The sequence below is a fragment of the Lysinibacillus sp. COL-1 genome, from assembly GCF_059814265.1.
In genome coordinates this window covers 1,814,666-1,839,956 of sequence record NZ_JCAWSJ010000004.1, presented here as the reverse complement: position 1 = coordinate 1,839,956, position 25,291 = coordinate 1,814,666, and the positions used below count along the sequence as shown (strand labels likewise).

Genomic DNA, 25,291 nt, shown 5'->3' with positions numbered 1-25,291 from the left:
TGTGAAATTCACACCGAATCATACGACGGAGGGATCAATTTATGAATGGAATTCGTGAAGGTTTAATCCCTACTATCCTAGGGTCGGCTGTTACTGCTGCTGGATATGCCATGAAGCAAAAGCATGGCTCTAACAAAATGGTGGCCAATACCCTCTTTGGTTTTGGGCTAGCACACATTGTGTTAGGAGCTATTGACCTGGTAGAGCATCGTCGTTAATGAGAGAAGAGCGCTGCACGTGCTCTTCTTTTTTTGAATATTTTTCTATTAAATGATAGCATTGTCATAAAAGAAGAAGGAGTATGATTATGGCTACCATTGAAGATTTTATAGCACTTGATATACGAATTGGCACGGTTTTAGAGGCAGAGGAATTGCCAAAAGCGCGTGTTCCTGCGATTAAAATGACCATTGATTTTGGTGAAGAGCTTGGCATTAAACAGTCTTCTGCACAAATTACCAAGCGTTATACACCGGCGCAAATGATTGGGAAGCAAGTAGTGGCAATTGTTAATTTTCCTCCCCGCCGTGTGGCTGGTTTTAAGTCTGAGGTATTAGTTATTGGTGGAGTGCCTGTAGAGGGCGATGTGATCCTGTTAACACCTGATCAGCAGGTACCAAATGGCACAAAAATACAGTAAAGAGCCTTTGCATTACGCAAAAGGCTCCTTTTTATAAATGGGGATCCATATTTCACTTGTAAATGTTGGGGAGGAGAAATCGGTGCTTGCATGGCGTACGATTTCAGGGCCAGCTACTTGCTCATAGCCAGATGATGGGAACCATTCGGCATAGATGCGGCCCCACATTTCCTGTAGTGTTTGCGGGAATGGTCCGACCGCTTCAAATACGGCCCACGTACACGCAGGTACATCCAACTCAGTAAAGTGGTGGGTACCTTTTTCTGTTGTGGCTACTCCAATATAATGGTCGAGTTCTCCCTTTTCTTCCATTCTCCCTTCTGAAAAGTTGGTGGAGGCTTGGATTATCCCCTTTGGTTCGATATTGGACAGCTTTTTCAGTTGCTCAATGTCCGCCATTGTCAAAGAGCGAGCCAGCTCTGTTATTGCTTGATTTTCTCCTTGAAAAACAATTGGTACTCTTTTCATGAGTCCGATAATGTGAAATGCTTCTTTTTGCTCGAGTCGGTAATTCATTTCACTACCTCCTTTAATAGTAAGTTGGAAGGTCATCCGGGGGAAGGCTTTTAAGATTTGACCACTTTGCCTCGCCTCGGATGGTGTGATGCCGTGCATTTGCTGAAAGGCTCTTGTAAAAGCATCTGCGGAGCGATAGCCATAACAAATGGCAATATCAAGGATTCTCCTAGAGGAATGAGACAGTTCTAGAGCGGCAAGTGTCAACCGCCTACGACGAATATACTCGGACAACGATACCCCTGCTAGAAAGGAAAACATTCGTTTAAAATGATAGTCCGAGCAATAAGCTATTCTTGCAGCCTCTTTTAAGTCTATTTCTTCTGTTAGATGAGCTTCAATATAAGCTACTGCCTCATTTAATCTTGTTAAAGAATCCATATCCATCACCTTCCTTATCACTACCTTAACAGGCATAACAATACGACATCCGACAATTGATGCACCATTTAGTCGCCTTTCAAAAAATAATCTATCGAACAGGCAAATAACTAACTTTCGAAGCTATTTTCTCATATATATAATAGTGTAAAGCTAATTTTTTAGCCTTACACCTCCTGACTTGATACTTAGGGTCACTGCTCGCACGGTGGCCCTATCCATTATGACCAGCAATAGCTTACATGTCAATATTTGTAAAACACCCTTATAAATAGAAGAACTCATGATGCAATGTAATTTTTAAATTTTCTGTATATTCCATTTACTACTATTATTAAATATAGCCAAGCGATCCTTTTTCAAGCATACTATGCGCTTTATTTAAGGGGGTCTTTGAATATTCAGGGGCTATGTTTGATACGTTTTAGCATCGTATGTACTGTGGTAGGACGATTTTCAATCCTAATATGAAATGACCAAGAACCTAGATTCTTGGTCATTTTTTGTTAGCGATAATTATTATGTGTTGGTTTAAATAGTGCTTCATCGGCGTTGCGCACAAGTGAGAAATGATCCACATTGTAATGGCCATGTAAAATGTCGTTATGATGTGCAATAATAGCTTCTGGTGATAAACAGTCGGAGCCGTTAGTGGAATGACCTTCTGCCACTAATGTGACATCAAAGCCATGAACGGTTGCTGTTTTTACTGCTGTATCCACACAATGCTCGGTTTTACAGCCCATCATCACTAAATGTTTAATGTCATGGGTCTGTAAATAGTCCAGTAAGCCTGTTTTGTAAAAAGCATTCGTTGCCAGTTTATCAAAGAAGACAGCTGTCGTTGGAACTTGGATCGCTGGATGTACTTGAAAGCCTTCCCCTTCGCCACCTGCCACATCTTGGTCACGAACAAAAATAATATGTGCCTGGGCTTCCGCGGCCTTCTGGATGACGGCATTGATTGTCTCCAGTAATTCGTTTTTCTGATAGACGGCTTGTTCATCCTGATTACCCTCGATTAGTTCTTGCTGTGCATCAATCACCACTAGTGCTTGCTTCAAAAGCATCTCTCCCTTATTGTTTGTTAACAATATTTTACCATTAATAGTCAATTAGTTATACTATTTTTTAACCTTGGAAACGGTTATGCCATCCCCAATTGGGAGAAGGATGGACTCAAGCTGTGGATGATTAGCGATCGTCACATTGAATTTTTTCATGATGGCTGTATAACGCTTTGGTGTAGCCTCAGGGTCTACTACACTGCCCCCTGCCAGGACATTGTCTGTCACAATTAATGCGCCAGGGTTTGCTAGCTTGATGCACGCCGTTACATAATTTTCATAATTATCCTTATCGGCATCAATAAAGAACAAATCAAAACGTCGTCCATCTGCTACTAGCTTTTCCAGACTGTTTAATGCAGGGCCCGTCAAATAGGTAACCTGCCTCTCAAAGCCTGCCTTGGCAAGATTTTTAGCAGCAAGCTGTGCATAGCTTTCATCTAACTCTAATGAAGTCAATGAGCCCTCTGCATCCAATCCTCTTGCCAAACAGATGCCACTATACCCACCAAGCGCACCGATTTCTAATAAAGCCTTAGCCCCTGTAATCGATACAAGCATCGTCAGCAGTTTCCCTGAAGATGGTGACACGGAAATGGCAGGCATGCCTTTTTCTGCAATCGAGGAAATAACATTCTCTAACAGCGTATCCTGCTGATAAAATACCGTATCAATATAGTTATTCATTTGTTTCATGCACATTTTCCTCCTGTCGACTGTCAGCTGCTTCCGTTGTTTCACCTTCCTGAATGTCAAATAACTGGCTAAATTCTTGGATGACCATGTCAATCGCTTTTAATTCCCCTATCAAAATTTGCTGAATCGATTGAAACTCAGGCTGCTCTAATTGCTGTTTAATCGTTGCTCGCTTAACATGTAGCATTTCTAAAAATGAAATGGCCTTGCCTCGTCGGAATGTTTTCGCTCCTCGCTGTGCTGTACCATCCATGCCTCTATGACGTCCTCCACGGTGATGTCCTTCTCGCATATGTTCTCTAAATCCAGAACCTCTCATTATAAAAATCCTCCTCTTGTATACAAATGTATACATTTATTTAAACTAATTGTATACATTTGCATACAAAATGTCAATTAACATATTGCTTTGCTAGTCAAACATATGCTAGAAAATAGGCAGGTGGAAATGGAGGTCAGTTGATTGAAAAGGATTATAAAATATGTTTTGGGAATCGGTACTTTATTGATACTGTCAGGCATATTTTTGATTGGGGCACAATCTCACTATAATCAGCAGGAAATTAAAATTGCTAGTAAGCTATGTCTTGAAAATGGAGGACAGCCAAAAATCGTACGAGATTATTTGGCATTGAATTATTCCTTTTCATGTCGAAAGGACTGAGGTTGTACATAATGCTGGCAGTGGTATGCTAGAAATTCAAGAAATTTTAATCTATTTCTCGGGCAAATGGCTAGCAAACAAAATTACTTTTTCATATGTATAGTAGTGTAAAGCAAATCTAGCCTTTCCAAAGCTCTCCTGTTTTGAGGTCACTTTCCCCTGAAGGTGGCCTTTTTGCCATTAAAAAAAGACGTCATGTAGACGCCTTTAATGTTTGATCGATATCCTCAATCAACCTATCGACTTGTTCCTTTGTGATCTTGATGACATATAATTCTGTCGTTTCGATTCCATCATGGCCTGTTAGGTGTTGAGGATATTGACAGTTATTTGATATTTCTTTGTCCATACAATCACCTCTTCAATGATATATTCGACATAAAGTATAGCAAACCTTCTATAAAAAGGAAAATATCAGTATATTTTTTCACTCATTTTGAATATTGGATTGACTGCTGGTATGAAAAGAAGTTAAAGCAATAAGTTCATTTAGACTATTTGCTTACCAAATTTCGCAATTTTTTTGAGATAGAATGTACCCATAAAAACTAGAATACTGCCATAGATTTTCAGCATCACATTTCTAACAGACGCCTCTTCAATCGTTGTACTGAGGAATGTAAGTCCCACGACAATGATAACCATACCAATGATGGCATGAATAATTTTCATCTCTCATTCCCCTTTTTAATACGCAATACCTACCCGTGTCTTCAAAAATTCCTCGCTAAAGATTTGTTGATAGGCAAAGTCTGCAGTATCTGCTACTGAAATTTGAGTGCCACCCTCTGGCAAGAAATCACGTTCGATTCGGTAGTTCCCTGTCCAAGCTCCTTTAGGTAGATAAGTAGGACAGACAATCGTCCAGTCCCTATCAGACTGCTGTAATTGTTCGAATACATGTTGGTGCTCCTGTGCGGCAAACGTGGATTTTTGTTTAGATTCAGTCGATTGATAGCGGAGAATCGTCGGTGTAACACGACTTTGTAAAATCCCTGCTGTTCCGATTGTAATGATTCTTTTCACCTGTTGTTGTGTCATCGCCTCAAGTATCAACGGTAAACTCGCCGATAATGTATCGCGACCATCTGTATTTAATGCACTGACCACCACGCCCACATTAACCATTGCCTGCTCAACATCCTGCCTATTTAAAACATTTCCTTGAATAACACGCAGCTGTTGATGATGTTGCTGTATTTTATCAGGATCACGGACCAATATAGTGACCTCGTGCTGATCCTTTAATGCCAGCTCAACTAGATGGCTACCTACACGTCCACTCGCCCCTAATACTAAGATTTTCATTGATCTCACCTCTTTTCTTATTATAGCATGCTTTAATTTCCCTTTATATGTAAAAGGAGACACTATCCCATGTGCCTCCCTCTCAGCTCATTTAGCCTCTATTAGCTGGACATTAACCATAAATAGAGGGATATTGTTTTTTCTGGCTAGCTCGTCGATGATGGATTGAATCTCACTTTCTGTACTTACATCAATTTCTTCGCCATTGTGTAATTGAATCGTGATGACCTGATGTTCTGGCGAGTCTATTAAATAGCCAACCGTACTATCAGGGGCGTAGCCTACCTCTCGTATCGCCTGCAACACCTTTTTCGTAAAATCTGTAGTCTGTAATTTTTGGCCAAGCTCCTCTGCATAGGGAGTTGGACTATTCGTACTGGTCGCTGTGGTTAAAGGCTGCCTTTGTACAATTAGCAATGAGATCACTACTATTAAGCACATGAAAAGAAAGAAGATTTGCAGTATTCTCTTCATACATTCACTCCATTTCTTCATGAAATTAACAGGCGGAAGTCTAGCAATCTTTTCTCCTGAAAACTGTTAGGGTTATCACAATTATCTATGGCTATCTCTCTCTTGATTTTTCAAAAAATAATTTTAAGCTGTCGCAGGGGGCAATTACCAAGAAGTATCGTTCATCCTTTCATAGATTATAAGTGTAAAGGTTAGCGCTACCATTACTAAAAAACTAACAAAAAGGGAGATTAAAAGATGCAAGATAGTAGATTTAGCCATTATATGAATTGGAATAAGAAAAAAGAAAAGTGCTGTGAACAGTATGTAAAATGTAATTGTCATTTACAGAAGAAATGTGAGCACAAAGTAGAAGAATGCAAGTGCAAGCATAAATATGACCAATATAAATGGGAACATAAACAGGATGGATGCAAGTGTTGGCAAAAAAATGAGCCATGTCAGCGGGAACAAAAGCATAAGCACTGCCATTGCAAAAAAGAGGAAAAATACTGTGATGAAGAAGATTATTACTACGAGGCGGAGCATGCTAAAGATCACCACTGTAAAGGCTGTATTTGTCATCAATTAAAATGCCTGTCTACTGGGGCTTTCGTAGATGTTATTTTAGCAGGTGGCGGTAGCTTCGCGGGTATTTATTTTATCAGCTTAGATCCTAAAACTTGCTGTGCAACATTCTTTGAGGTAGCCGGTGCAGCCGCGTCACCACTCATCATCGATTGCCAACAAATTATCGCCATTAGAAGTGCCAATCTAGCGTAAATGTTTGAACGCCCTGTTGGATACCAATTCATATACTATAAATCCTACCACTACTAGCAAATTTGATCTTCTGCCAGGTTATTTGACTCAAACCTGGCAGAATACATTTTTTTCTATTATGCATTCACAATCACTTTGACAATGGGCTCTAGTTTTCCTCTATTGACATCGCCAAGATAATCAACATCTACTACAACAGCTCGTGGCTCAAAACGTTGAATACATTCTATGAGGCGAGTTGTGTTCAGCTTCTTTATACGTTGGAAGGGTTTACGAGTTTCACACTTGATCGCATATTCTCGAAGCGGACAGGGGATCGTAAACGTTGATAAAATAAATGCTACATTTTGTAAAATACCTTCCACTCCCGTAGCATTGCCATTAACATTACTTAAAGCCGTTACTTGATGTGTCATACTATCAACCTTTCTTCTACGTTCATACAGTTTAATTGGCCTTGGAAAAAGAGCACTTTGTTATTTATGCGGGCAAATCAAAAATTATGAACATTTGTTTTTATGTACCCTCAGTTATTTTTATTCAAACAACCTCTTCGTTGATAGTTTGACAGACAAGCTTAGCGCGTAATGGCATAGTATACAACATACAACCAGCTAAAACAGCCATGGATGATTGCCCAAATAATCGAATGATGGACACTCCATGAAATCGTTATCGCTAAAACTGAACCAAAGCCAATGCCATTTTTTACGACCGTTTTATGCTCCACTCTTTTCACCTTCTTTGTTCTTTTCACCTCTCCATCTTGCCAGCGCAACATGTTTTCCTCCTATCGTCAATGATGTTTATGCATAAGCGAACAAGGGCATCCTGAAAGAAAGGATGTGATGTTATGACCATTTTCATGCTGGCTACCACCATTGTGATCCCGAGCCTTATGGTTTATCTACAGCTCAAATGGGCGATCTTTCGCCTGCTGTTCAACATAGTAGGAATCATCGCTGCCATACTTTTCAGCACGATTGCTGCTACTTCTATAACGCACATTATTCTTGAGGATGCGGTTTTTATGACAACGATTCATGCGGTTTTCTTAAACCCTCTTTTTCTATTGACAGGAGCGTATCTCGGCTTATACTTGATTAACCGAATCATCGATTGGACCGTTCGTGAAAAAGGCAAGCCCTCTTCCCTTCAGTAGAAATCGCAATAGACGCGCCAAGTCTGCGTTGTTGGATTGTAGAAAAAATAAAAATTGCCATGATCCACAATGTTCAATCGTGCCTTCGCATCCGAGGCAATTTGAAGGACAAATGGTGTATCCTCTCCAAAATCATAGCCACTCTGACAGAAGCTTGGGTAGCCACCGATTTTATGAAGCGGATAAAGGTCTTCTACGATATCCTCAAAATATTCTAGCTCCTCTTCATGCTCCAAGGTCAAAATATCTTCTTCTATTTGAAGCGGTATACCTCCCCCATCCCATACTGGATAGTCATTCGTAATAAGCTTTGGTTGGAGAGGAAATGCACGAATGCCATCATGCTGCCATTCACGCTTTACTAAACCTTCCAATGTCGTGTATGTTCTAATATGAAAATAAGGACTAAGATCATCCTCCATTAGATGATCCAAAAGACGTTCATCGACAAACAGTGTGACTAATTGAAAAGGCTTTAGCGCTGCTGGTACATAGGGTAGATCTTTTAAAAAGAAGGTAGCAAGCGGCTGATAGCCAGATGGTGGTTGTTCCTCCTCTGGTAAAGACCAGCCGACATAGCCAATCCAGCTTTCCAATAAATCATGTGTCGGTCGAATACCACCTGTTTGAAAAATCGTGGCCTGCTTTGCTAGTTGCGCACGAATATATTCAATTGTCATGCGCTAGCTCCTTCTGGCGACAGCAGCAGTCCGTTGTATGATCATTCACCATGCCAACTGCCTGCATAAAGGAATAGCAAATCGTGCTACCGATAAATTTAAAGCCGTCCTTCTTTAATTGCTTGCTCATACGATCACTAATTTCTGTCGTCACAGGTACATCTTTTATAGATGCCCATTCATTCATCAATGGCTGGTGATCAACAAATCCCCAAATATAGTCAGAGAATGAACCGTATTTTTCCTTGATTTGTAGATAGGCTTTAGCATTTGTCACCACACTAGCAATTTTTAATTTATTGCGCACGATTCGTGTGTCTTGCTGTAATGCCTGTAGCTTGTCCTCTGTATAATGTATAATTTTTTCCACATCGAATTGATCAAATGCCTCACGGTAGCCTTCACGCTTTTGTAAAATCGTCCACCAGCTTAGCCCTGCCTGTGCTCCCTCTAGACAAAGCATTTCAAATAAATGCTGATCATCATAGACTGGCACTCCCCACTCCTTGTCATGGTATGCCACATACAAAGGCTCATCTAACTTGACCCAATCACATCTTTTCATTTTATTCCCTCCATTTTATGTATCTCTTACTTAATGGCTGTCATACAGAGCCACCCTTTACTCGACTTTTCCGTAACATAGACTGTTTGAAAACCTGTACGTTCTAATAATTGCTTCATAGCAGCTGGTGTTTGATAAGCTTCCATATGGTAATTCATTTTATATAGCTCTGCTATAATAATAAATTTTCCTCCGTTTTTCAGCACCCGCCATACTTCCTTGACATCCTGTTCTAATGATGGCCAAAAATAATGTGTTTGAAAGGCTGTAATGGCATCAAAAAATTGATCCTCGAATGGAATGCTTGTCACACTCGCCTCTTTAACCACCACTTTGCCACTGGCGACACGTGCTTCATTCAGCTTGATGGATTCCTTCACTGCCTGCTCAGAAATATCTATACCATAGATTATACCATTTGGATTCAAATTGGATAGAATTTGAAGCGTTTTTCCGCCCCCGCATCCAATGTCTAACACACGATCCCCATCATTGATGGCGCCTTGCCGAATGAGCCATGCATACATACCTCGATGGGCAATATTCATCATCCGTAGCATCCATGAGCCAATCCAGCCATTAGGTTTTTTCGCTTGTTCAATTAACGTTTGTAAGAGTGACATTCAGTAGATTCCCCCTTTTTCAGTACTGGTGTTAAAATAGAAAATGTAACATTAGTGGAAGCTCTTACTAGTTTGTACGTGCTAAAAATCGTTTCGTTTCATTTTTTTCCAGGGGGGATTGTATGATCAAGCAAGCAACACAACCGGATGCTCTAGCAACAGCCACATTAGCCTTACTGCTTTGGCCCAATCATTCACTAGAGGCATTTGCCGAACAGATGGCTCAGCTCTTAAAGGAAGACAACGCCGCTATTTTTCTAGCCTATGACCAGGCTAAAGCCATTGGATTTGCTCAATGCCAATTGCGAACGGATTATGTAGAAGGTACTAACTCTAGCCCCGTAGGCTATTTAGAAGGTCTTTTCGTCATGGCAGATTATCGACAGCAAGGCTATGCAAGACAGCTTGTAGCGCACTGTGAGCAATGGGCAAAGAACAAAGGCTGTCAAGCGTTTGCTAGTGACTGTGAATGGCACAATGAAGAAAGTTTACGCGTCCATCTACAACTCGGTTTTACAGAAACCAATCGCATTATCTGCTTCACAAAAAAATTATAAAAATGGCTGACAAAAAAATCACAGGTGCTTTGTGTAGCTCACCTGTGATTTTTCGATACTTTTTAGTTTAGATATGTATTGTTGGAAATATTTCGTTCGCGCTCATCTATGATTAAATGGATCATTAATGCGAGTTGTTGTTCGATTCGCATATTGTTTAAATGTAAGATATCAGCAATCACATTCTTTTGCTTTTCTGCTAACTCAATCCCCTCTAGCAGCAACATAATTTCTTCTTTTGTCAGCCCAAACATACACATATCACCCCAATATCTCTGTCATTTTATTATTGTAAAATCATTACACACATTTCTCAAATAACGTATAATTATTCTTATCACATGAACCATTTTTACTAATTATAGGATAAAACATCGTAAATAATCAATCTCTTATCGATTATTACTTAATAATTTTTTTACATTTCATTTATACTTTATTATTTTCATCATAACTTTTACAAGGAATTGTATAGCTTTTCCATTAAAATATTCAAAATATTACAGAAATCGCAGGATGACATCTATTCTATTATAAAAATAATCATGCATTTTGTCGAATTATCGTGTTCTTTTGCACAAACTCAAGGTTTTTCAACTGTGCAAACATATTCCTTTACCCACTTTTCACATGAATAAAACCTATTTTCTCCATTCCATAAAAAAAGTAATTTCAAAATTGAAACTACTTATCTTATTTGTATAATCGGCTTTTATATTATTTTTTTAATATCATGTTTCGTGATTTCTATCTTATGGTCTTTCATCACCTGCATACCCTCAATTGAGGAAACCTTGGACGCTGCATCCTTTTGCCATGTCCCTGTATGAACTTGCCCTTGCACAAATAATTGACTATTTTCCTGGACCACAGCCGGAGCCTTTACTGCATGAATATCCGTATGACGCATCTCCATTAATGATTTATTGGACAATGCTAAAAATGGTCGAGCTGCCTCATCCACCGTACAATGTTCAATACGTCCCATTGATTGATCTGACCAAATCATGGCATAAGGACTTTCTTGACCGTCTTTAAAATAGCTATGGGCTACTTCAAAAATGGCATCAATACAAGTAATACCATTTCCTTGCATTTGTTCAAAGGTACAATACTGTGTAAACAAACGGGCATTGTTTATATAGATGTGATGGCTTTGCAGCTCTCGAATCATTGTATGTTGCATCATAATCTTGGCATGATCATTGCCATAAATACCACCCGATTGTCCAAATTGAATGGTAGATTGACGAAGCTGAAGTCCACTGGCATCCACAATGATATGGAATTGCTGATGATTTTGGATTTGACATTCCGTCAACGAAACATCTGCTTCATCGACAACCGCTACACCTACAGCCATGCCATTTCGGATGTGGCATTTACGAAATTCTACCTGGCTATTTTCAATCAGAATCTGTGCCTTCACATGTCGATAAAATTGGCAATCATATAACTTCGCTTCCGTTTTTTCACCAAGGTAAAGACCGTGACCTTGCCCATCTGAAAAGATTGAATCAGCGATCATTAGCTCACTGCGGTGGACAACCATATTCGTATCGAGATGCTCTTTTATTTCACAGCCATCCATCCGGAAAGTTGTGCCATCAAATAGCTGAATTCCTACCCCTTGCCCCTGATGAACCAGACAATTCGTCATAGCCATTTCACTCGCTGCTGCAATAATTTGTGCCTTGGCATGCCCATGAATCTCACAGTCCTCCAGCACCAGCTTCACATGACGAATGGCAAAAATACCATGCTTTTTCCCCTCCAGCAGCAGACAATTCGTCAACGTCAGCTCACAATTTTGGGCAATGATTTGGGCCTTCACATGATGCTCAAATGTCGTGTCAACGAGGATCACACTTGAACCATTTGCCACCCGCAGCCCAAAATGATTTAGCGATGTCGCCAGCACAGCACAATTTTTCATCAGCAAACTACCATAGCTCACCATCATCTGTGTCCGAATCAATTGCTCCTCAATAATACAGTTTTCTAACTGTAAATCCCCTTTGATATATAGCCCTTGACCTTGCCGAAACCGTAAATTCCGCATATCCACATGGGTTTGATAGCGAATAAAAACGCCACCCTTGATGGTCACATTCCCAACCCCATACAACGTCAGCCGCTTGGAAATATCCAAGCTCTCCTCATAAATCCCATCCCGAATCTCAATCATATCACCAGGCATTGCCTCTTCAATTGCCTGCCCGATACTTTGATACCGATGCATAATACTCCTCTTCACCACAAGTACAGCCATTTGCACACTCCTTAGCCTAAAAAATGATCGTACCCTATTTATATACCGAACATGCTTAGGGTTATTCAATTTTGTGCAAAATTGCTGCAATATGCATGCATTCACATGAAAGGTTTGACATTTTAATGAATGTGTACGGTTTTGGGGAATAAAAAATGAACAGCGATTGTAGGTCAACTGACCCCACCTGTTGCTGTTCACCTTTTTTATTTATCTGTGATGGTTATTTAGTTTTAAAGAATAGCACACTCTTTATGCAGTAAGTGACGGATTCACTCAGGCAGTTACGAGGGGCAGGAGATTTCAATCGACACTCTCCTTACAGAGAGTGACTGCGAAAATAAATAAATTCTCAACAAAATATCCTTAATATTAATGTTTATAAATAAAAAATAGGTATTAATAACCAATATAGTTCTGTCCAAGCGGCATTTCCATCAATATTTTTGGTGCGAATCATGCTATGAAATCATGTTAGCTTACTATCCGCACTTTACTTTATTATAGCAATCATTTCCTGTAAAAAAAACCAACAATAACCGAATTTCCTCGATCATTGCTGGTTCCGATAAGTTGCTTTATTTTTTTCGTTTCACAAAAACAAAGGCGAAAATAGCTGCTAGCACGACTAGGATGGCAATCATCCATACTGTATTTGAGTTGGATGTTGTGTCATTTGCTGCGGCTGTTTGTTGTTCTTTTGGCGTTGCATTCGATGACTGCACTTCTTTGGCGTCCTCTTTTGCTACTTGTGCGGAGCTAATTTGCACATATTGTAGAGTAGCTTCATTCGAGGCTGCTGCTTCGTGTTCATGGCTGTCGCCGTGCCCTTCGGCATGATCCCCGTGACTTTCTTCTTGACCACCGTCATGACCATGATGATGATCTCCTGCTGTTGTGAAAATAGAGCGTTCCAGTTGTTGACCTACCCAGTTTTTGGCATCTGTTGAATCAGCAAAGATGCGCGGGTGTCCTGACAGCATGTATGTTTTACCACCAATGATGAGCCCTGTTTCGTCACCTGTTACGACATCTTCAATAGTACCTGTTGGTCCTTCTGCAAAGCCGCCCATTTGAATAAGCGTATGACCACCCATATCAAATGTTAGGTTCTCTGTTAAGAACGCAATGTACTCCTCTTTTGTCATGGTTGCATCTGGATTCGCTAGCTCTAGTTTATGATGAAAAAGGGCAGTATTAATTTCTTTGTACGTAAGGTCCCCCTCTAAGGAAGAAACGTAATCCTCTTTTTGTGCTGCTTGTGCTAGCTCATCTACAGTCGATCCTGCTAGGCCAAAGAAGCCACCTACCCAGCCTGCAAAATCCTTGCGTGATAAGTTGTCTGTTGGGTTTAAGGCCATATCTTTGCCATTGTACCCAAGAAGCCCGATACTGTGTAATACCATAATGTCCTGAATATTGGAGGCTGTTTCAGGGACATCTGTGAATAGTGTACTTTTATCCATCGTATGGGCATAGGCAACTGGTGCCATGAATAAAGTACTCATTAATAATAAAAGTAAATATTTTCTCAAAATGATTCCACCTTCCAATGCAATAGTATACAGCGTAAATGTGTTGGAAGTTTGAAATCAAGCGCAATTTTCTATAGTTTGAAGCGACGAATGAGGCCATTTAATTGTTCGGCCATTTCTGCTAAATGCTCGGCACTATGTTTCATTTCCTCCATAGAGCTTGCAGCCTGTTCAATGGTTGCCGATGTTTCCTGAATACCTGCCGCTGACTGTTCAGAGACAGCCGCAATATCATCGACAGATTGGTGAATCGTGACAGTATTGTGAACAACCCCGTGCAAATCGGATGACATCCCATCAATGCTTGCTGCAATGGCATCGATCGCATCTGCAATACGATAGAATGTTGTATTGGTCGTGGCAATTTGCGCTGTGCCTTTTTCTACTTCCCCATAGCCTTGCTCTAATGAGGAGGTCACTGTCCTCGAATCATCCTGAATGGCTCCTACAATGGCTGTAATATCATCAACGGAGAAGGCCACCTGCTCGGCTAATGCGCGAACCTCGTCGGCTACCACCGCAAAGCCCTTTCCTTGTTCCCCAGCTCGGGCTGCTTCAATCGCTGCGTTCAGTGCTAATAAATTTGTCTGTGCCGCAATATTTTGAATGACCGCTACAAGCTTAGAAATTTCTTGTGTTTGTTTACTGAAACCAGTTACCTGATCCACCGCGTTCTTTACCATCTGCTGAATCGCTTCCATTTGCTTTGTGGAAGAGGTCATGGCATCTCTACCTTCTTCTGTTAAAGCTTTGACTTCCTGCGAATATTGTTGAACGTCTTTACTGCCGTCATGAACAGTCGTTACTTTGACAGCAAAGTCGTTTATGGAGGAAGCGACATCTGCTGCATGGTTTGCCTGTCGTTCTGTACCACTGGCGATTTCTGTTACAGTAGTGGCAACTTGTTCTGTACCTGCTTTTACCTCTGTGGTTGACTGCAAAAGCTCCTCACTATGAGCCGCTACCTCATCCGACACTGTTTGAATATGTTTCAAGAGTTGATTTAAAATATCTGCCATTGTGTTGGTCGCTTCCATCAACTGGCCCACTTCATCCTTTGATTGAATAGGTAAAGGGGGCTCGCTTAAATCCCCCTTCGTCATTCGTTGCATACGCTCTGTTAATGTAATAATGGGTCTTGAAATACCACGGGCACTTAGTAGTTCAATCATCACGGCTAGCAGGACAATGAAAATACCTACGACAATCGCAATTAGCTGTTTATTTTCACCAGCAGCAATCATGTCCGTGCCTACCTCATTAATGGCTTGCTTTCGTTGCGCCGCTAACCCTTCATAGCCCTCACGAATCGCGGTTGCCGTGTCATCCATTTTCGTTAAATTTTGGATAGCAAGTTCGGTTTGACCCTTGTCATATACTGCAAATACTTGTTGTTCAATATAACGATTCCATTCCTTTGCCATTTGCGCATATTTCCCGAATTCACCTGAGGTTGTGAGTGCTGATCGTTTTTCCTCGTTGTCGGCTGCCTTCGCCACATTATCTTGGAAAATCTCTTTATATTTTTCATTACCAGACAGTACATAGCCTCTAACTGCCGCTATTCTTAAATCAATTGTTTGTGCTTGCTCAAAATCTGCAATTAATAATTGTAATTCTTGCTGAACAATTTGTTCTGTCGCATTGTTGCTTTGTGTGATGGCATAATAATTGTACGCAATGTAGCCTATCATGATGGCGATGACAATACTAAAGGAAAAAACAATGCGTCGACTGATTGTTTTGAACTTCATCTGCAAAAACTCCTTATTTTCCATATCTATTCCATAAATAGTAATCTACCATTTAACAAGAAGGATTGGTGGCTTTAGGAATTTTTACTAGATTTCCAGAAATAACTTGGTCAATATAGTGTTTTTTATAGCATCTTTCGTCTTGAGTATATTGAACTACAATCAATCCCAAGCATTAAACATAACGTCACCAATCGTTTGGCTATTAAAATAAGCGATGTACCGCCATTCCGTCACTGATAAGCTATGTAAAGCCTGATCCTTTGATAGTAATGTCGTAAGAGTAGTCGCTTCTAAGCATTTACGCATGGGAAAATATTTGTGTAGCCGAGGCTTTGATAAAAATGTAAAGGGAAGCTCCTCATTCTGCTTCGCAAACGCAATATAGGGCATATATCGATGATGAAGAATTGTCAGCTTCTCCCCATCTAAGTCCACCATTGCCTGCATGTAGACAAAGGGAGGTTCATCGATAAATTGTCTTACTTTTGCTCGCTGTTCACTTGTCACTAAATGGTACACCATCGACTGAAACGTACGCATATCCTGCTCGATTAAATGCTCGGCATCAAAACCAGTAATTCCTTTTGTTAAACGCAAACCATCACTCCTTTTTAGTTGACTCTATAAGGACCTTCTCGTTTGAACTAGTCATTTCCTGCCAATCTACCTTATTTCTTTCAATATGATAATCAATTTGTAAAAAAGGAATCCCCAATATCGTCATCCGATGCGAAGCGGTCAATGATGCCATTTTCTTTATGATGCTCCCCCTTGCTTTCTCCCCAGCCACTAACCTGTAAACCTGGTATGACCTTCGTTTCATAGGTAAAACGCTGTGACTCCTCAGGTGCTCTTTTCGGTATATATGTAATGGATGTAAAACGTAAATCCCATTGCTCATGCAGCTGTGGTTTTTGTGTATAATCCCATGCTTTTTCTATAGGAGCCTGGATGTCTATCTCAACATAAATAGGTTTTTTGCTCATAAACTCACTCCTTTTTTTCGATTAAACCACTATCATTATAGCAGTAAATTGCTAACCTTCTATTAAATGGGTATGCTTATTAAGTTTCTTCATAAAAATAAAAAACTTGAATCGAAATGACGACTTGCCGAGTCTAATAGTTGAAAAGGAGGCGATTTTCATTACAACCACGCAACAATCTCTTGTAGCCTTAGCCCAACATGGCGATGAGCAAGCGTTTTATCAGCTAATTGAGCTGGAGCAGCATAAGCTTTATCGTATGGCCTATGTCTATGTACAAAATGAAAACGACGCCGTAGAAGTTTTTCAGCAAACGATTATTCGAGCCTTTGAGGGCTTAGCACAATTAAAGGAGCCGCACTATTTTACCACTTGGCTAACCCGCATTATGATCAATTGCTGTAAAACCTATATAGCCAAGAAAAAGAAGGTTCAGCTTGTCGAACCACAAACCTTAGAGGATTTAAAAAGTACATCTCCTACATATATCGAGGAAGAGCTGGATTTATGGCAGGCTCTTTGCCAGCTTGAGGAAAAGTATAAAACGGTGTTATTGCTACGATTTTATCAGGACTACTCCGTCAAGGATATTGCAGCGATTTTACAATGCCCTGAAGGCACCGTCAAAACACATATTCGCCGTGGCTTGCAAGCATTACGACAACAATTAAAGGGGGCATATCTTGATGAGTGGGTTCAATCCGTTGAAAGAAGTCATTAATGCAATACCCATCCCTGAAGGACGTTTAACGGAAGTGTTACGTGTTGAAGGGATGTCCAAAATTTATCAGCAAAAGCATCACACCGTGAACGCCTTAAAAAATATCCATTGCACCATTTATCAAGGAGAGATGGTGGCCATTATGGGGACAAGCGGCTCTGGTAAAAGCACCCTACTGAATATGATTAGTGCGATTGATGAACCAACAGACGGGGCATTATTTTTATTTGGTCAGGAGGCTCAGGATATATATCAAGAGCCCAAAGCATCGCAATTTCGTAAAGAAAATATCGGCTTTATCTTCCAATCCTTTCATCTGTTAAAAGATTTATCCGTGGAAGATAATATTGCACTCCCCCTTATTTTAAATGATGTTTCTAGTAAGGACATTAAAGTGCGCGTGCAGCACATGATGGAAAAACTGAAAATCGGCGCTTGGGCAAAGCATCGACCACATGAGCTATCAGGAGGACAAAAGCAACGGGTTGCTATTGCTCGTGCCATTATCGCAAATCCGCCTATTTTGCTAGCTGATGAGCCAACAGGAGCGCTGGACGTCAATACGACGGATGAGATATTGGAGTTGCTTGTTGAGCTTCAAAAAAAGAGTCAACAAACGATTTTACTTGTCACTCATGACCCTTATGTTGCTACCTATGCCAATCGGGTGTTGTTCTTCCATGACGGTGCGATTGTAGACTCCTATCAAAACCAGCGAAATGAAGAGGATTTGGATTGTATTTTAATGAAATTTAAGCAGGCTACGAGGGGGGAGCGATAATGTTTACAATGCGTGCCGTTGCCCTAAAACTTTTTCGTGCCGCTTGGGCAAATGTCCTAACGAGTATTAGCATTATAACCATCTCCATTTGCCTTGTGATGACGATGAGTGTCTACGCTTTAAACGCCCATAATCAAATGAAGGCTGACATCCAAGCCTTGTACGGAGAAATGGATATAATGGTCGGCTATAATCCAGATCAACATCAGCTGTTAACGACACAACAAATAGAGTTACTTTCCAGCCTAGCAGGTGTCACCCAAGTGTCTAATGTATCTTTAGCTCACACAAAGGTTGAGCAAGAAAAAAGCACAACCTTTTATACCGTTGGCGTAGAAAATGATGACCTTGTGAAAAGCCGCTATCATTTCGAGATGAATCTTGGTCCGAACGATGCCATTATTTCAGAAAATGTGGCACGTATTTTCAAGAAGAACGTCGGAGACACCATTCATATTCAAACGAAGAATTTTATTGTCCGAGAAATTTTACCAACGATGAAAGGTACGGATAGCCCTAATATCATATTGTTGCCAAATACCATTGTGAAAACATGGATGAATAATAGTCAGCCACAAACTACTGGTATGTTTGCACTTATTAAAACAGAGGATGGCCTTGCTAAGGCAGTTGGCACAGAGATCAAGCAACTTGATGAAACTCTTCGTGTAGATGTCATGAGTGATTATGATTTGTTTAAAAGAAATTTACAAAGCTTAATGATTTTTATGATTGTCCTAGCTGTCTTTATTTTACTCATTGCAAGTGTTTTATTACTGTCCACTTTCCAGCTATTATTTTATAAAATTAAAGAACAGCTGATGATTTTACGTGCTCTCGGTGCATCAGTGCAGCAAGTTAGGCGCATTGTCAAACTACAATTATCACTTATTATTTGCTTTGGGGTTATGCTCGGAACAACGATGAGCTTACTGGTAATAAAAATTTGGCTACCACAATTGATTAGCCTCTTACATTTACCAAATGCTAGAACAGAGCTTCCTCTTCCTTTTGTGATTGTGATCGCACTTTCGAGCTTCTTGATTCTTCAGGTAATGACACAATGGCAAGTAGCAAAAAGTGCCAGATTATTGCCATTACAAATCGCAACAGACAATGAAAATTTACGTCTTCGTTGGACCAAATGGAAAACGATCATGGTCGGCATTGGAGGAATTATCGCTGTTTTGTTTTTGTTGCAAGCACAACTGACAGGAACAGGAAGCAATCAAGGAGCACTCTTGATTTTAATCGGAACGATCTTGATTTGTGGGATTTTACTGTTATTCATCCCCTATCTGTTTACAGCCCTCCTTCAGGTTGCATTAAAGCCGATTCGTGCAGTGTTTGGCAAGGAAGCCTATTTAGCGTGCCAGCAAGTCATGCCACAAGTACGCAAAAATAGGCCGATTGTGCTCAGCATTATTGGATTAATGGTCATTTTAACCTTTGGTAGCTCGTTAATGAAAACGTTACAGCATAATGACCTAGCCTTCACCGAATCACAATACGAAACCGCTGTAAAAATCAATAATGAATTAAATGATCCAACCCTTACACCCGCAGTTATTAAGGAAATGGAGGCCTTGCCAAGCGTGCAGTATGCTTATGCACAAAGTAATAATGCGTACATTGCCCTGCAACTCGGCGATGAATGGCTACCAGAGAACTATACAACCATTGATATCGAGCAATTTGGACAATTAGGGAAGTTGCCAAAAATCGAGGGCCCTTTACAGGATGGACTGTTAGTGACAAAAAGCTTGGCGAATCGTCATCATTTATCGGTTGGTGATCGTATTACAATAGGCTCCTATGATGTTGCTGCACAGCAGGATCGGCCAACAGGTGAATTACAAATTATAGGAATTATTGATGCACCTCTTCACTACGCAGAATTAATCGTGGATTGGTCATCCTTCCTCACTTCTCAGGACCACACAATCATTGAAGACATTATGGTCGAAACGACTAACCCTGAGCAAGCATTGTCTGACCTGTCATTCTTAGAAGAGCGCTGGCCAGCCTTGAAATTTACGGATAAAGTGACCATGATGGAGCAATCCCGTGAAATGTTCTTCCAACGTTGGAGCCTATTTGTCGGCGTCTTTGTACTATTAATTGTCGCTACTGTCCTTGGTGTACTGCAAACATTACTGCATACCATTTATACTAAACGTAGTGACTATGTCATTCAGCGATTGATAGGCTTATCACCAAATGGTTTAATAAAACTTATTTTGACGCAAGTCCTATCGTTTGTGCTATATGGCCTCACTGTCGGCACGTTTATTGGACTTATTTTAACAAGAATGCTGGGATTCATTGATGAAAGCTCTCCGATGTCCTATGACTACTTAACATTAGGCATCACAAGCAGCGCCTTCTTAATAGCAACACTTATTGTCTTTACGCTCCAAGGCTATTGGATTAGCCGACAAAAATTAGCGAATGAAATCGTGGAAATCTAAATAACAACAGCCCTTCTATATCAGAAGGGCTGTTGTTATTGTTGTTGAAAAAAGGTGATGTCAATAGCAGAAAAAGAACCTTTGGCAAGGTGAGCGGGTGATTTCCGCTCCGCCAGCGTCCTTTCCAGGGGGCGTCCGATGAGCCGCTTCACTCACTGCGTTTCGCTCCAGGGTCTCATCTGTGACGCTAAATCCCCTAGGAGTGACGCTGGCTCCACTCCAATCACCATGTGGCAAAAGTGTCTTGTCCTTATCTTTCATACGAGCCGTAGTAAACAAAATAGCCCATTATTTGTATGATGAGAGAAAGGATAGGCTCTTATTTTCCATGTGGAGAAGTGATGAGTGACAACACCCTTCCATAAAGAGTAATGAATACTTTCACTTTAGTTGAAAACCTTTGCTAAAAAGGTACCATTTTTGTGGGTTGAAGTGGAAGGCTACTTGACTCCCGTGGGATAGTGAGACAGGCGATCCCCTGCACGAAGCGGCTCGGCGCTCGCCCACAAGAAAAAGCAAGTAGCCTGCAACGGAAATCCTTTTTCACCTTTCACCTCTCACCTCTCACCTCTCACCTTTCACAAAAATGCTATTGATAGTTTTGTTTTTCAACACTATGAAAACGAGGCTGGGACAAAAGAAAAAATGTTAGACCATTTACAAGTTTGGTCTAACATTTTTTTGCGTTATTAGAACACATAAACTTTAATAAATCACAAAAATAACATTTATTTTTTGCTTTTTCTCAATAAATGAGTTATGTCCCAGCCTCGTTGTCTTTACTGTTCAAAATTCAGATTTTGAAGGGCTCTCACATTCGTTTCGTCATTTTTTCGACGAGTTGCCCATTCCATTGAAGGTTATGGTTTTTGGCAAGCAAAATTATAACCACCGATTTTTCTAGCCTCCGTCGCATTGGTTTGTCCATTTAAACCAGCATCATCTCTTGAGTCAATGATGGGGTTGCCACCCTGTGCAAAGCATTTATTCATGTAATTCATTTTTTCTTTATGTGTCAAGTATCGGTCCCAGAAGAAATAGCCTATGAAAGAAACCAAACCAATTCCGGCAAGCCATGCGATAACAGCATATGGTGTTACTTCTCCATCTTCATTCTCTTTATAAAGGATTGTACCATCGTAATTTTCCATGTCTAGCCCAAAGGTTAAAAGTTTATGATGAACCTCATTAGGAGATAGTGATTCGAGAGATTCGTAATAATTTAATTCTTCATCTGAGAAATGATATAATTCCTGGGCAGCTTCTTCATCAAACTCTAATGTTTGTGTAGCCAAGTTATAGTAGATGGATTCGGCTAAAGCACTTTCTTTACGTCCAAATTCATTAGCATTCGCAAAATTCGGAAAAATTGTAGCAGCAATCAACGTAACAATCAAACCACAAATAAAAAATTGAAGCTTCTTCATCACAGCAAACCTCCTTGTTTTATTTATTTATGTTAAAATATTACATTAATGGATAATGTAATATTAACTTCATTATACATAATATCCAGATAAATGTATAATATATAAAGAAAGTGAGGTGTTTTTTTGTATTTCTCAAATATACAATTATTAATGCTTGTATTTGCCTTTATTATTGCGATTTTCAGTGTGATTAAGGTGTATCAAATAAAAAAAGAGTATTTGATTAAACACAGAGAATTAGAGGTGGAATACGAAAGAATCCAACTGGAGAAACAAAAACAAAAGATCCTTTAATTTAGAAAGAAACATGCACCTCAGTCATTAGATTTTCCCTAACGATTGGGTGCATCTATTGGTTTTATCCTAACAATTGAGAATGACATTGGATGAAAAGGTGAAAATTCTAATTATGAGATAGGGACATCTTTCTAGCTATCCAGTTAAAGGCCCCATTAGCGAAATAAAACCTACTATTTTATTGTCGTTTAACCTTGCCATATTCGTTCTATATTTACTTCATTTTCTGTTAAGCATAATTGAAAAACATCTGGATTACGAAGATTTTTCCAACATTCAAAGTCAAAGTCATTATTAAAATTTTTTAGCAATAACGACATGATATTACCGTGCGTAACTATCAATGTGTTTTCAATTTCACTTTTACAAACGTCATCTACTACATTTACTATTCGATTCATTGCTTCTTGACTTGATTCTCCTCCTTCAAATTTTAACTCTGCATCATTAAATGTTTCTTTCAGCTTTTCATACCAATCAGGTAAATCTGTTGTAGAAAGGATACGTTCTGACAAACGCTCATCTATTTCTATTTTTAAGTTTTTTTTCTGGCTTATAGGCTCAACTGATTGAATAGCACGTAAAAATGGGCTTGAAATTATTTGGTCAATTTTTTTATTGGAAAAAAACCTCACTAATAATTCTGCTTGTTTTTCTCCTTGTTCTGTTAGCTGTGCTTCAGCAGCTTGTCCCCTTGCTTCACAATGTCTCACAACATAAATTTCCTTTGTCATACATGCCCCTCCCAATTAGGTGTTATAAGTAAGTTTCTATGATTGTCATTAATTTTCCTTCTAACACAATCCGAGTCGTTAGCTGAACAAGAATCCGTTGCCACAACTCTTACGTTTTGACCATGTATAAATAAAAAAGACCACTTCGTATGAGATGGATACATCATTCTAGCTATTCAATTAGCGCACCACGCTTGTTGAACAAGATACTTTGCTTACCCTTCAACAATTGCAAGATATTTTTTGATTTGTCCTTCAGATTCAACAATTAAAATATCTCCTCGTTCTTTGGTAGAAAAAATCTTTGTACCAACAGGAAGTTTATTCGACATCTCATCTCTAAAATCTGTATTAGCATCATTTTTTGTTTTTATTTCACTGATTTGAACATCTTTTGTTAAAGACAATTCTTCAACCCAATCAATATTAGTTTTGTAGATAACTCCATCATACTGGAAAATATCAGCATCAGAATCTAATGTTAAAACTTCTTCGGCATCTATACTGTCAATTGATACTGTTGTAGTTCCTCCTTGAATATTGCATCCTGTAATCATGAATAAAGCTAATGCGATCAAACCATAGAATAATTTTTTTATTTTCAATCCACCCACCTCTTTTATATAGACACCAATTGTCTACCAAAAGTTACATATTCAACTAAACTGCTTCGTTAGTTGAATAAGAATCCGTTCCACAACTCTTGCATCTTGACACCGTTTAAATAAAAAAGATCACCTCATATGAGATGGATACCTCTTTCTTGTTATTTAATTAATGCCCCCTTTAGTAAAATAATAAAAAAGCTCTAATTTACCAAAGTCTAATATTAATTTCCAACCTTTTTTGGGAGCTGTCGTCGAATCTGAAACACCTACCATTATTGGGTTGTACTTGTCTTTAAGGAACATTTATAAACAGTATCTCCAAAAGACCGAATGTCGTTTAGATAATCGTATCCTTCAGATGAACCATAACGGTTGAACATTCTTACTGCTACTACATTTTCCTCTGGAATGACGAGCAGAGCTACATTTGTGTAGCCGAGTAATTGATAGGAACCTTTTGGAACTGTGTCGCCTAAATGCCCCCAATATGATTGAAGGCACTATGCAACATTACTCTGTTTTTAACTATTAAAGATACCAGCACAAGTTATATGAGCATTTTGAATGTAGCATACAACGATAATTTTCGCAAAACTCTGTTATATAAACTAAACATCGAACACACTATAGTTACCATTTCTTCAACTAGCGTGCACCATTAACTGAACATGAATCCATTCTACAACTATTACGTTTTGGCCCAATACGAAGTCCCGTCAATACGATGAAATAGCATGAAACCGTTTTTTCAATTTTTAAAAATGCCTAGTGAAAAAATAATGATAATTTAAAACTTCATTTTTTGAATCAGCTCGTCTCCCCAGTCTTGCAATTTTTTGATAAAACCTCTATCACCAGAACCAATTACAATATCGTCACCATAGCAGACAGAATCGTTTCTGTTCATTGTTATGAATTGCACATCAGGTTTTCAAAATGCTCTGTTCAAGGAAAATTTTGATATTGGATGCACGCTCGAATCCTTGCTATAATCAACACAAGAACAAGCATTCGTGTAGAGGGGTTCAAAAAGTTAAAAACATGTTTAAATGGGGGAACAATCATTTTGAAAAAGTTTCGTGGGAAAAAGCGTTATTTCCGTAACTTATGGCAAGAAACAGTAGCAGAGCAATATGATTTAGACTTTGGCAAAGAAGGTTGGTTTGATTTGTGGCACACCCATCTTGATTTTTATGGATTGGGGAATACCAGTTTGAAAATACGAAGAACGCATATAAAAGCCTATATAGCCTTACATAACAGTTTATTAGAAAAGCTTGAAACACTCGGAAAACCATATCAATTGTGGATTGAGTTAGTAGATGAAGATTGTGGTTTGGATTCAGTCTATATTCATACGCCCAATCCTAATGAAGACAATTTTCCACTAAAAATAGAAAATATCAATTGGAATTGCCCTGTCCCAAAATACTTCAAGGATTTAATAAACCTGAATGAATTTCATGTAGGACACTATAAGCGGGAATCAAATAACTGCTATTTAATCCTGTCTAAAAATAATGTGGTTACATTGTAAAATTTGTTACTTAATAAGAATAGGAAACCCGCAAAAATTAGGTTTCCTTCAAATTTTATCAAAAGCT

31 protein-coding genes and 1 pseudogene are annotated in these 25,291 nt (G+C 39.3%); 10 read left to right on the top strand and 22 right to left on the bottom strand.

Annotated elements, in window-relative coordinates:
- Positions 1–41: 41 nt before the first annotated feature.
- Positions 42–218: a hypothetical protein gene (locus AC6BKE_RS17345; protein ID WP_036128914.1), complete on the top strand. Its 177-nt coding sequence runs from the start codon at positions 42–44 to the stop codon at positions 216–218.
- 89 nt (positions 219–307) lie between these two features.
- Positions 308–640: a chaperone CsaA gene (gene csaA, locus AC6BKE_RS17340; RefSeq protein ID WP_340808876.1), complete on the top strand. Its 333-nt coding sequence runs from the start codon at positions 308–310 to the stop codon at positions 638–640.
- Between the two features lie 12 nt (positions 641–652).
- On the opposite strand, the gene AC6BKE_RS17335 is transcribed toward csaA, so the two are convergent.
- From AC6BKE_RS17335 to AC6BKE_RS17320, 4 genes are all read right to left on the bottom strand, one after another.
- Positions 653–1,537, bottom strand: a complete 885-nt coding sequence (locus AC6BKE_RS17335; RefSeq protein ID WP_036128919.1) for an AraC family transcriptional regulator — start codon at positions 1,535–1,537, stop codon at positions 653–655.
- A gap of 506 nt (positions 1,538–2,043) precedes the next feature.
- The gene (locus AC6BKE_RS17330) at positions 2,044–2,601 is read right to left on the bottom strand and encodes an isochorismatase family protein (RefSeq protein ID WP_271913169.1); all 558 of its coding nucleotides are present in this window, start codon (positions 2,599–2,601) and stop codon (positions 2,044–2,046) included.
- 60 nt (positions 2,602–2,661) lie between these two features.
- Positions 2,662–3,300: an O-methyltransferase gene (locus AC6BKE_RS17325; RefSeq protein WP_499857417.1), complete on the bottom strand. Its 639-nt coding sequence runs from the start codon at positions 3,298–3,300 to the stop codon at positions 2,662–2,664.
- Complete coding sequence (locus AC6BKE_RS17320; protein WP_036128925.1) at positions 3,284–3,619, bottom strand: hypothetical protein; 336 nt, start codon at positions 3,617–3,619, stop codon at positions 3,284–3,286. Before AC6BKE_RS17320 ends, AC6BKE_RS17325 begins: the two co-directional genes overlap by 17 nt.
- 144 nt (positions 3,620–3,763) lie before the next feature.
- Here AC6BKE_RS17320 and AC6BKE_RS17315 point away from each other — a divergent pair, with 144 nt between their 5' ends.
- Positions 3,764–3,964: a hypothetical protein gene (locus tag AC6BKE_RS17315; RefSeq protein WP_036128927.1), complete on the top strand. Its 201-nt coding sequence runs from the start codon at positions 3,764–3,766 to the stop codon at positions 3,962–3,964.
- Between the two features lie 193 nt (positions 3,965–4,157).
- Here the strand turns inward: AC6BKE_RS17315 and AC6BKE_RS17310 are convergent, their stop codons facing one another.
- The 4 genes from AC6BKE_RS17310 to AC6BKE_RS17295 all read right to left on the bottom strand — a co-directional run bounded on the left by AC6BKE_RS17310 (position 4,158) and on the right by AC6BKE_RS17295 (position 5,746).
- Positions 4,158–4,313: a hypothetical protein gene (locus AC6BKE_RS17310; protein ID WP_170829804.1), complete on the bottom strand. Its 156-nt coding sequence runs from the start codon at positions 4,311–4,313 to the stop codon at positions 4,158–4,160.
- Between the two features lie 140 nt (positions 4,314–4,453).
- Positions 4,454–4,636 (bottom strand): hypothetical protein, encoded by a 183-nt coding sequence (locus AC6BKE_RS17305; RefSeq protein WP_036128929.1) that lies wholly within the window; start codon positions 4,634–4,636, stop codon positions 4,454–4,456.
- A 15-nt stretch (positions 4,637–4,651) separates the two neighbouring features.
- On the bottom strand, positions 4,652–5,272 hold the full coding sequence (locus tag AC6BKE_RS17300) for an NAD(P)-dependent oxidoreductase (RefSeq protein ID WP_101966603.1): 621 nt from the start codon (positions 5,270–5,272) through the stop codon (positions 4,652–4,654).
- 87 nt (positions 5,273–5,359) lie between these two features.
- Entirely contained in the window at positions 5,360–5,746 is a 387-nt protein-coding gene (locus AC6BKE_RS17295) for a hypothetical protein (protein ID WP_036128933.1), read from the bottom strand.
- Between the two features lie 237 nt (positions 5,747–5,983).
- Here AC6BKE_RS17295 and AC6BKE_RS17290 point away from each other — a divergent pair, with 237 nt between their 5' ends.
- Positions 5,984–6,508 (top strand): hypothetical protein, encoded by a 525-nt coding sequence (locus tag AC6BKE_RS17290; RefSeq protein WP_036128935.1) that lies wholly within the window; start codon positions 5,984–5,986, stop codon positions 6,506–6,508.
- A gap of 116 nt (positions 6,509–6,624) precedes the next feature.
- On the opposite strand, the gene AC6BKE_RS17285 is transcribed toward AC6BKE_RS17290, so the two are convergent.
- Positions 6,625–6,924 (bottom strand): hypothetical protein, encoded by a 300-nt coding sequence (locus AC6BKE_RS17285; protein ID WP_036128937.1) that lies wholly within the window; start codon positions 6,922–6,924, stop codon positions 6,625–6,627.
- A 161-nt stretch (positions 6,925–7,085) separates the two neighbouring features.
- Positions 7,086–7,289, bottom strand: a complete 204-nt coding sequence (locus AC6BKE_RS17280; RefSeq protein ID WP_170829805.1) for a hypothetical protein — start codon at positions 7,287–7,289, stop codon at positions 7,086–7,088.
- Between the two features lie 72 nt (positions 7,290–7,361).
- Here AC6BKE_RS17280 and AC6BKE_RS17275 point away from each other — a divergent pair, with 72 nt between their 5' ends.
- Positions 7,362–7,670, top strand: coding sequence for a hypothetical protein (locus tag AC6BKE_RS17275; RefSeq protein ID WP_036128940.1), 309 nt, complete (start codon positions 7,362–7,364; stop codon positions 7,668–7,670).
- Here the strand turns inward: AC6BKE_RS17275 and AC6BKE_RS17270 are convergent.
- The 3 genes from AC6BKE_RS17270 to AC6BKE_RS17260 are packed head-to-tail and all read right to left on the bottom strand — an operon-like array spanning position 7,664 to position 9,538.
- A complete protein-coding gene (locus AC6BKE_RS17270; RefSeq protein ID WP_340808874.1) occupies positions 7,664–8,350 on the bottom strand; it encodes a DUF1963 domain-containing protein in 687 nt (228 codons plus the stop codon). The two genes, AC6BKE_RS17275 and AC6BKE_RS17270, sit on opposite strands and share 7 nt — an antisense overlap.
- Positions 8,340–8,915 carry a DNA-3-methyladenine glycosylase I gene (locus AC6BKE_RS17265; RefSeq protein ID WP_036128944.1) on the bottom strand — a complete coding sequence of 192 codons (576 nt, stop codon included), beginning with the start codon at positions 8,913–8,915 and terminating at the stop codon, positions 8,340–8,342. The genes AC6BKE_RS17270 and AC6BKE_RS17265 overlap by 11 nt, the downstream gene beginning before the upstream one ends.
- A 26-nt stretch (positions 8,916–8,941) precedes the next feature.
- A complete protein-coding gene (locus AC6BKE_RS17260) occupies positions 8,942–9,538 on the bottom strand; it encodes a class I SAM-dependent methyltransferase (RefSeq protein WP_499857415.1) in 597 nt (198 codons plus the stop codon).
- Positions 9,539–9,660: 122 nt separating this feature from the next.
- On the opposite strand from AC6BKE_RS17260, the gene aac(6') reads away from it, so the two are divergent.
- Entirely contained in the window at positions 9,661–10,095 is a 435-nt protein-coding gene (aac(6'), locus tag AC6BKE_RS17255) for an aminoglycoside 6'-N-acetyltransferase (protein WP_499857414.1), read from the top strand.
- Positions 10,096–10,157: 62 nt separating this feature from the next.
- Here aac(6') and AC6BKE_RS17250 read toward each other — a convergent pair whose 3' ends face one another.
- The 6 genes and pseudogenes from AC6BKE_RS17250 to AC6BKE_RS17225 form a co-directional block, all read right to left on the bottom strand.
- Positions 10,158–10,349, bottom strand: coding sequence for a hypothetical protein (locus AC6BKE_RS17250; RefSeq protein ID WP_036128950.1), 192 nt, complete (start codon positions 10,347–10,349; stop codon positions 10,158–10,160).
- 458 nt (positions 10,350–10,807) lie between these two features.
- Complete coding sequence (locus tag AC6BKE_RS17245; RefSeq protein ID WP_499857412.1) at positions 10,808–12,337, bottom strand: right-handed parallel beta-helix repeat-containing protein; 1,530 nt, start codon at positions 12,335–12,337, stop codon at positions 10,808–10,810.
- 608 nt (positions 12,338–12,945) lie between these two features.
- Positions 12,946–13,902, bottom strand: coding sequence for a hypothetical protein (locus AC6BKE_RS17240; protein WP_499857410.1), 957 nt, complete (start codon positions 13,900–13,902; stop codon positions 12,946–12,948).
- A 71-nt stretch (positions 13,903–13,973) separates the two neighbouring features.
- Positions 13,974–15,656, bottom strand: coding sequence for a methyl-accepting chemotaxis protein (locus AC6BKE_RS17235; protein WP_499857409.1), 1,683 nt, complete (start codon positions 15,654–15,656; stop codon positions 13,974–13,976).
- Positions 15,657–15,818: 162 nt separating this feature from the next.
- Positions 15,819–16,256, bottom strand: coding sequence for a hypothetical protein (locus tag AC6BKE_RS17230; RefSeq protein ID WP_036128969.1), 438 nt, complete (start codon positions 16,254–16,256; stop codon positions 15,819–15,821).
- 149 nt (positions 16,257–16,405) lie between these two features.
- Positions 16,406–16,645 (bottom strand): annotated as a pseudogene (locus AC6BKE_RS17225) (DoxX-like family protein); the annotation flags it as partial.
- Positions 16,646–16,751: 106 nt separating this feature from the next.
- Here AC6BKE_RS17225 and AC6BKE_RS17220 point away from each other — a divergent pair.
- The 3 genes from AC6BKE_RS17220 to AC6BKE_RS17210 are packed head-to-tail and all read left to right on the top strand — an operon-like array spanning position 16,752 to position 20,618.
- On the top strand, positions 16,752–17,366 hold the full coding sequence (locus AC6BKE_RS17220) for a sigma-70 family RNA polymerase sigma factor (RefSeq protein ID WP_283778132.1): 615 nt from the start codon (positions 16,752–16,754) through the stop codon (positions 17,364–17,366).
- 52 nt (positions 17,367–17,418) lie between these two features.
- Positions 17,419–18,147, top strand: coding sequence for an ABC transporter ATP-binding protein (locus tag AC6BKE_RS17215; RefSeq protein ID WP_445299961.1), 729 nt, complete (start codon positions 17,419–17,421; stop codon positions 18,145–18,147).
- The gene (locus tag AC6BKE_RS17210) at positions 18,147–20,618 is read left to right on the top strand and encodes an ABC transporter permease (RefSeq protein ID WP_499857407.1); all 2,472 of its coding nucleotides are present in this window, start codon (positions 18,147–18,149) and stop codon (positions 20,616–20,618) included. Before AC6BKE_RS17215 ends, AC6BKE_RS17210 begins: the two co-directional genes overlap by 1 nt.
- Before the next feature lie 860 nt (positions 20,619–21,478).
- On the opposite strand, the gene AC6BKE_RS17205 is transcribed toward AC6BKE_RS17210, so the two are convergent.
- The 3 genes from AC6BKE_RS17205 to AC6BKE_RS17195 form a co-directional block, all read right to left on the bottom strand.
- On the bottom strand, positions 21,479–22,045 hold the full coding sequence (locus AC6BKE_RS17205) for a hypothetical protein (protein WP_089932289.1): 567 nt from the start codon (positions 22,043–22,045) through the stop codon (positions 21,479–21,481).
- Positions 22,046–22,533: 488 nt separating this feature from the next.
- Positions 22,534–23,079: a histidine phosphatase family protein gene (locus AC6BKE_RS17200; RefSeq protein WP_089932291.1), complete on the bottom strand. Its 546-nt coding sequence runs from the start codon at positions 23,077–23,079 to the stop codon at positions 22,534–22,536.
- A 215-nt stretch (positions 23,080–23,294) separates the two neighbouring features.
- Entirely contained in the window at positions 23,295–23,693 is a 399-nt protein-coding gene (locus tag AC6BKE_RS17195) for a hypothetical protein (protein WP_230594003.1), read from the bottom strand.
- 1,060 nt (positions 23,694–24,753) lie between these two features.
- On the opposite strand from AC6BKE_RS17195, the gene AC6BKE_RS17190 reads away from it, so the two are divergent.
- On the top strand, positions 24,754–25,224 hold the full coding sequence (locus AC6BKE_RS17190) for a hypothetical protein (protein WP_036129003.1): 471 nt from the start codon (positions 24,754–24,756) through the stop codon (positions 25,222–25,224).
- The last annotated feature ends 67 nt before the right edge of the window (positions 25,225–25,291 follow it).

Bases quoted from the DNA above. Each gene is read 5' to 3' on its own strand.
- AC6BKE_RS17345 (WP_036128914.1), top strand. From the start codon at position 42: ATGAATGGAATTCGTGAAGGTTTAATCCCTACTATCCTAGGGTCGGCT.
- csaA (WP_340808876.1), top strand. From the start codon at position 308: ATGGCTACCATTGAAGATTTTATAGCACTTGATATACGAATTGGCACG.
- AC6BKE_RS17335 (WP_036128919.1), bottom strand. From the start codon at position 1,537: ATGGATTCTTTAACAAGATTAAATGAGGCAGTAGCTTATATTGAAGCT.
- AC6BKE_RS17325 (WP_499857417.1), bottom strand. From the start codon at position 3,300: ATGAAACAAATGAATAACTATATTGATACGGTATTTTATCAGCAGGAT.
- AC6BKE_RS17320 (WP_036128925.1), bottom strand. From the start codon at position 3,619: ATGAGAGGTTCTGGATTTAGAGAACATATGCGAGAAGGACATCACCGT.
- AC6BKE_RS17310 (WP_170829804.1), bottom strand. From the start codon at position 4,313: ATGGACAAAGAAATATCAAATAACTGTCAATATCCTCAACACCTAACA.
- AC6BKE_RS17305 (WP_036128929.1), bottom strand. From the start codon at position 4,636: ATGAAAATTATTCATGCCATCATTGGTATGGTTATCATTGTCGTGGGA.
- AC6BKE_RS17300 (WP_101966603.1), bottom strand. From the start codon at position 5,272: ATGAAAATCTTAGTATTAGGGGCGAGTGGACGTGTAGGTAGCCATCTA.
- AC6BKE_RS17295 (WP_036128933.1), bottom strand. From the start codon at position 5,746: ATGAAGAGAATACTGCAAATCTTCTTTCTTTTCATGTGCTTAATAGTA.
- AC6BKE_RS17290 (WP_036128935.1), top strand. From the start codon at position 5,984: ATGCAAGATAGTAGATTTAGCCATTATATGAATTGGAATAAGAAAAAA.
- AC6BKE_RS17285 (WP_036128937.1), bottom strand. From the start codon at position 6,924: ATGACACATCAAGTAACGGCTTTAAGTAATGTTAATGGCAATGCTACG.
- AC6BKE_RS17280 (WP_170829805.1), bottom strand. From the start codon at position 7,289: ATGTTGCGCTGGCAAGATGGAGAGGTGAAAAGAACAAAGAAGGTGAAA.
- AC6BKE_RS17275 (WP_036128940.1), top strand. From the start codon at position 7,362: ATGACCATTTTCATGCTGGCTACCACCATTGTGATCCCGAGCCTTATG.
- AC6BKE_RS17270 (WP_340808874.1), bottom strand. From the start codon at position 8,350: ATGACAATTGAATATATTCGTGCGCAACTAGCAAAGCAGGCCACGATT.
- AC6BKE_RS17265 (WP_036128944.1), bottom strand. From the start codon at position 8,915: ATGAAAAGATGTGATTGGGTCAAGTTAGATGAGCCTTTGTATGTGGCA.
- AC6BKE_RS17260 (WP_499857415.1), bottom strand. From the start codon at position 9,538: ATGTCACTCTTACAAACGTTAATTGAACAAGCGAAAAAACCTAATGGC.
- AC6BKE_RS17250 (WP_036128950.1), bottom strand. From the start codon at position 10,349: ATGTTTGGGCTGACAAAAGAAGAAATTATGTTGCTGCTAGAGGGGATT.
- AC6BKE_RS17245 (WP_499857412.1), bottom strand. From the start codon at position 12,337: ATGCATCGGTATCAAAGTATCGGGCAGGCAATTGAAGAGGCAATGCCT.
- AC6BKE_RS17235 (WP_499857409.1), bottom strand. From the start codon at position 15,656: ATGAAGTTCAAAACAATCAGTCGACGCATTGTTTTTTCCTTTAGTATT.
- AC6BKE_RS17215 (WP_445299961.1), top strand. From the start codon at position 17,419: ATGTCCAAAATTTATCAGCAAAAGCATCACACCGTGAACGCCTTAAAA.
- AC6BKE_RS17210 (WP_499857407.1), top strand. From the start codon at position 18,147: ATGTTTACAATGCGTGCCGTTGCCCTAAAACTTTTTCGTGCCGCTTGG.
- AC6BKE_RS17205 (WP_089932289.1), bottom strand. From the start codon at position 22,045: ATGAAGAAGCTTCAATTTTTTATTTGTGGTTTGATTGTTACGTTGATT.
- AC6BKE_RS17200 (WP_089932291.1), bottom strand. From the start codon at position 23,079: ATGACAAAGGAAATTTATGTTGTGAGACATTGTGAAGCAAGGGGACAA.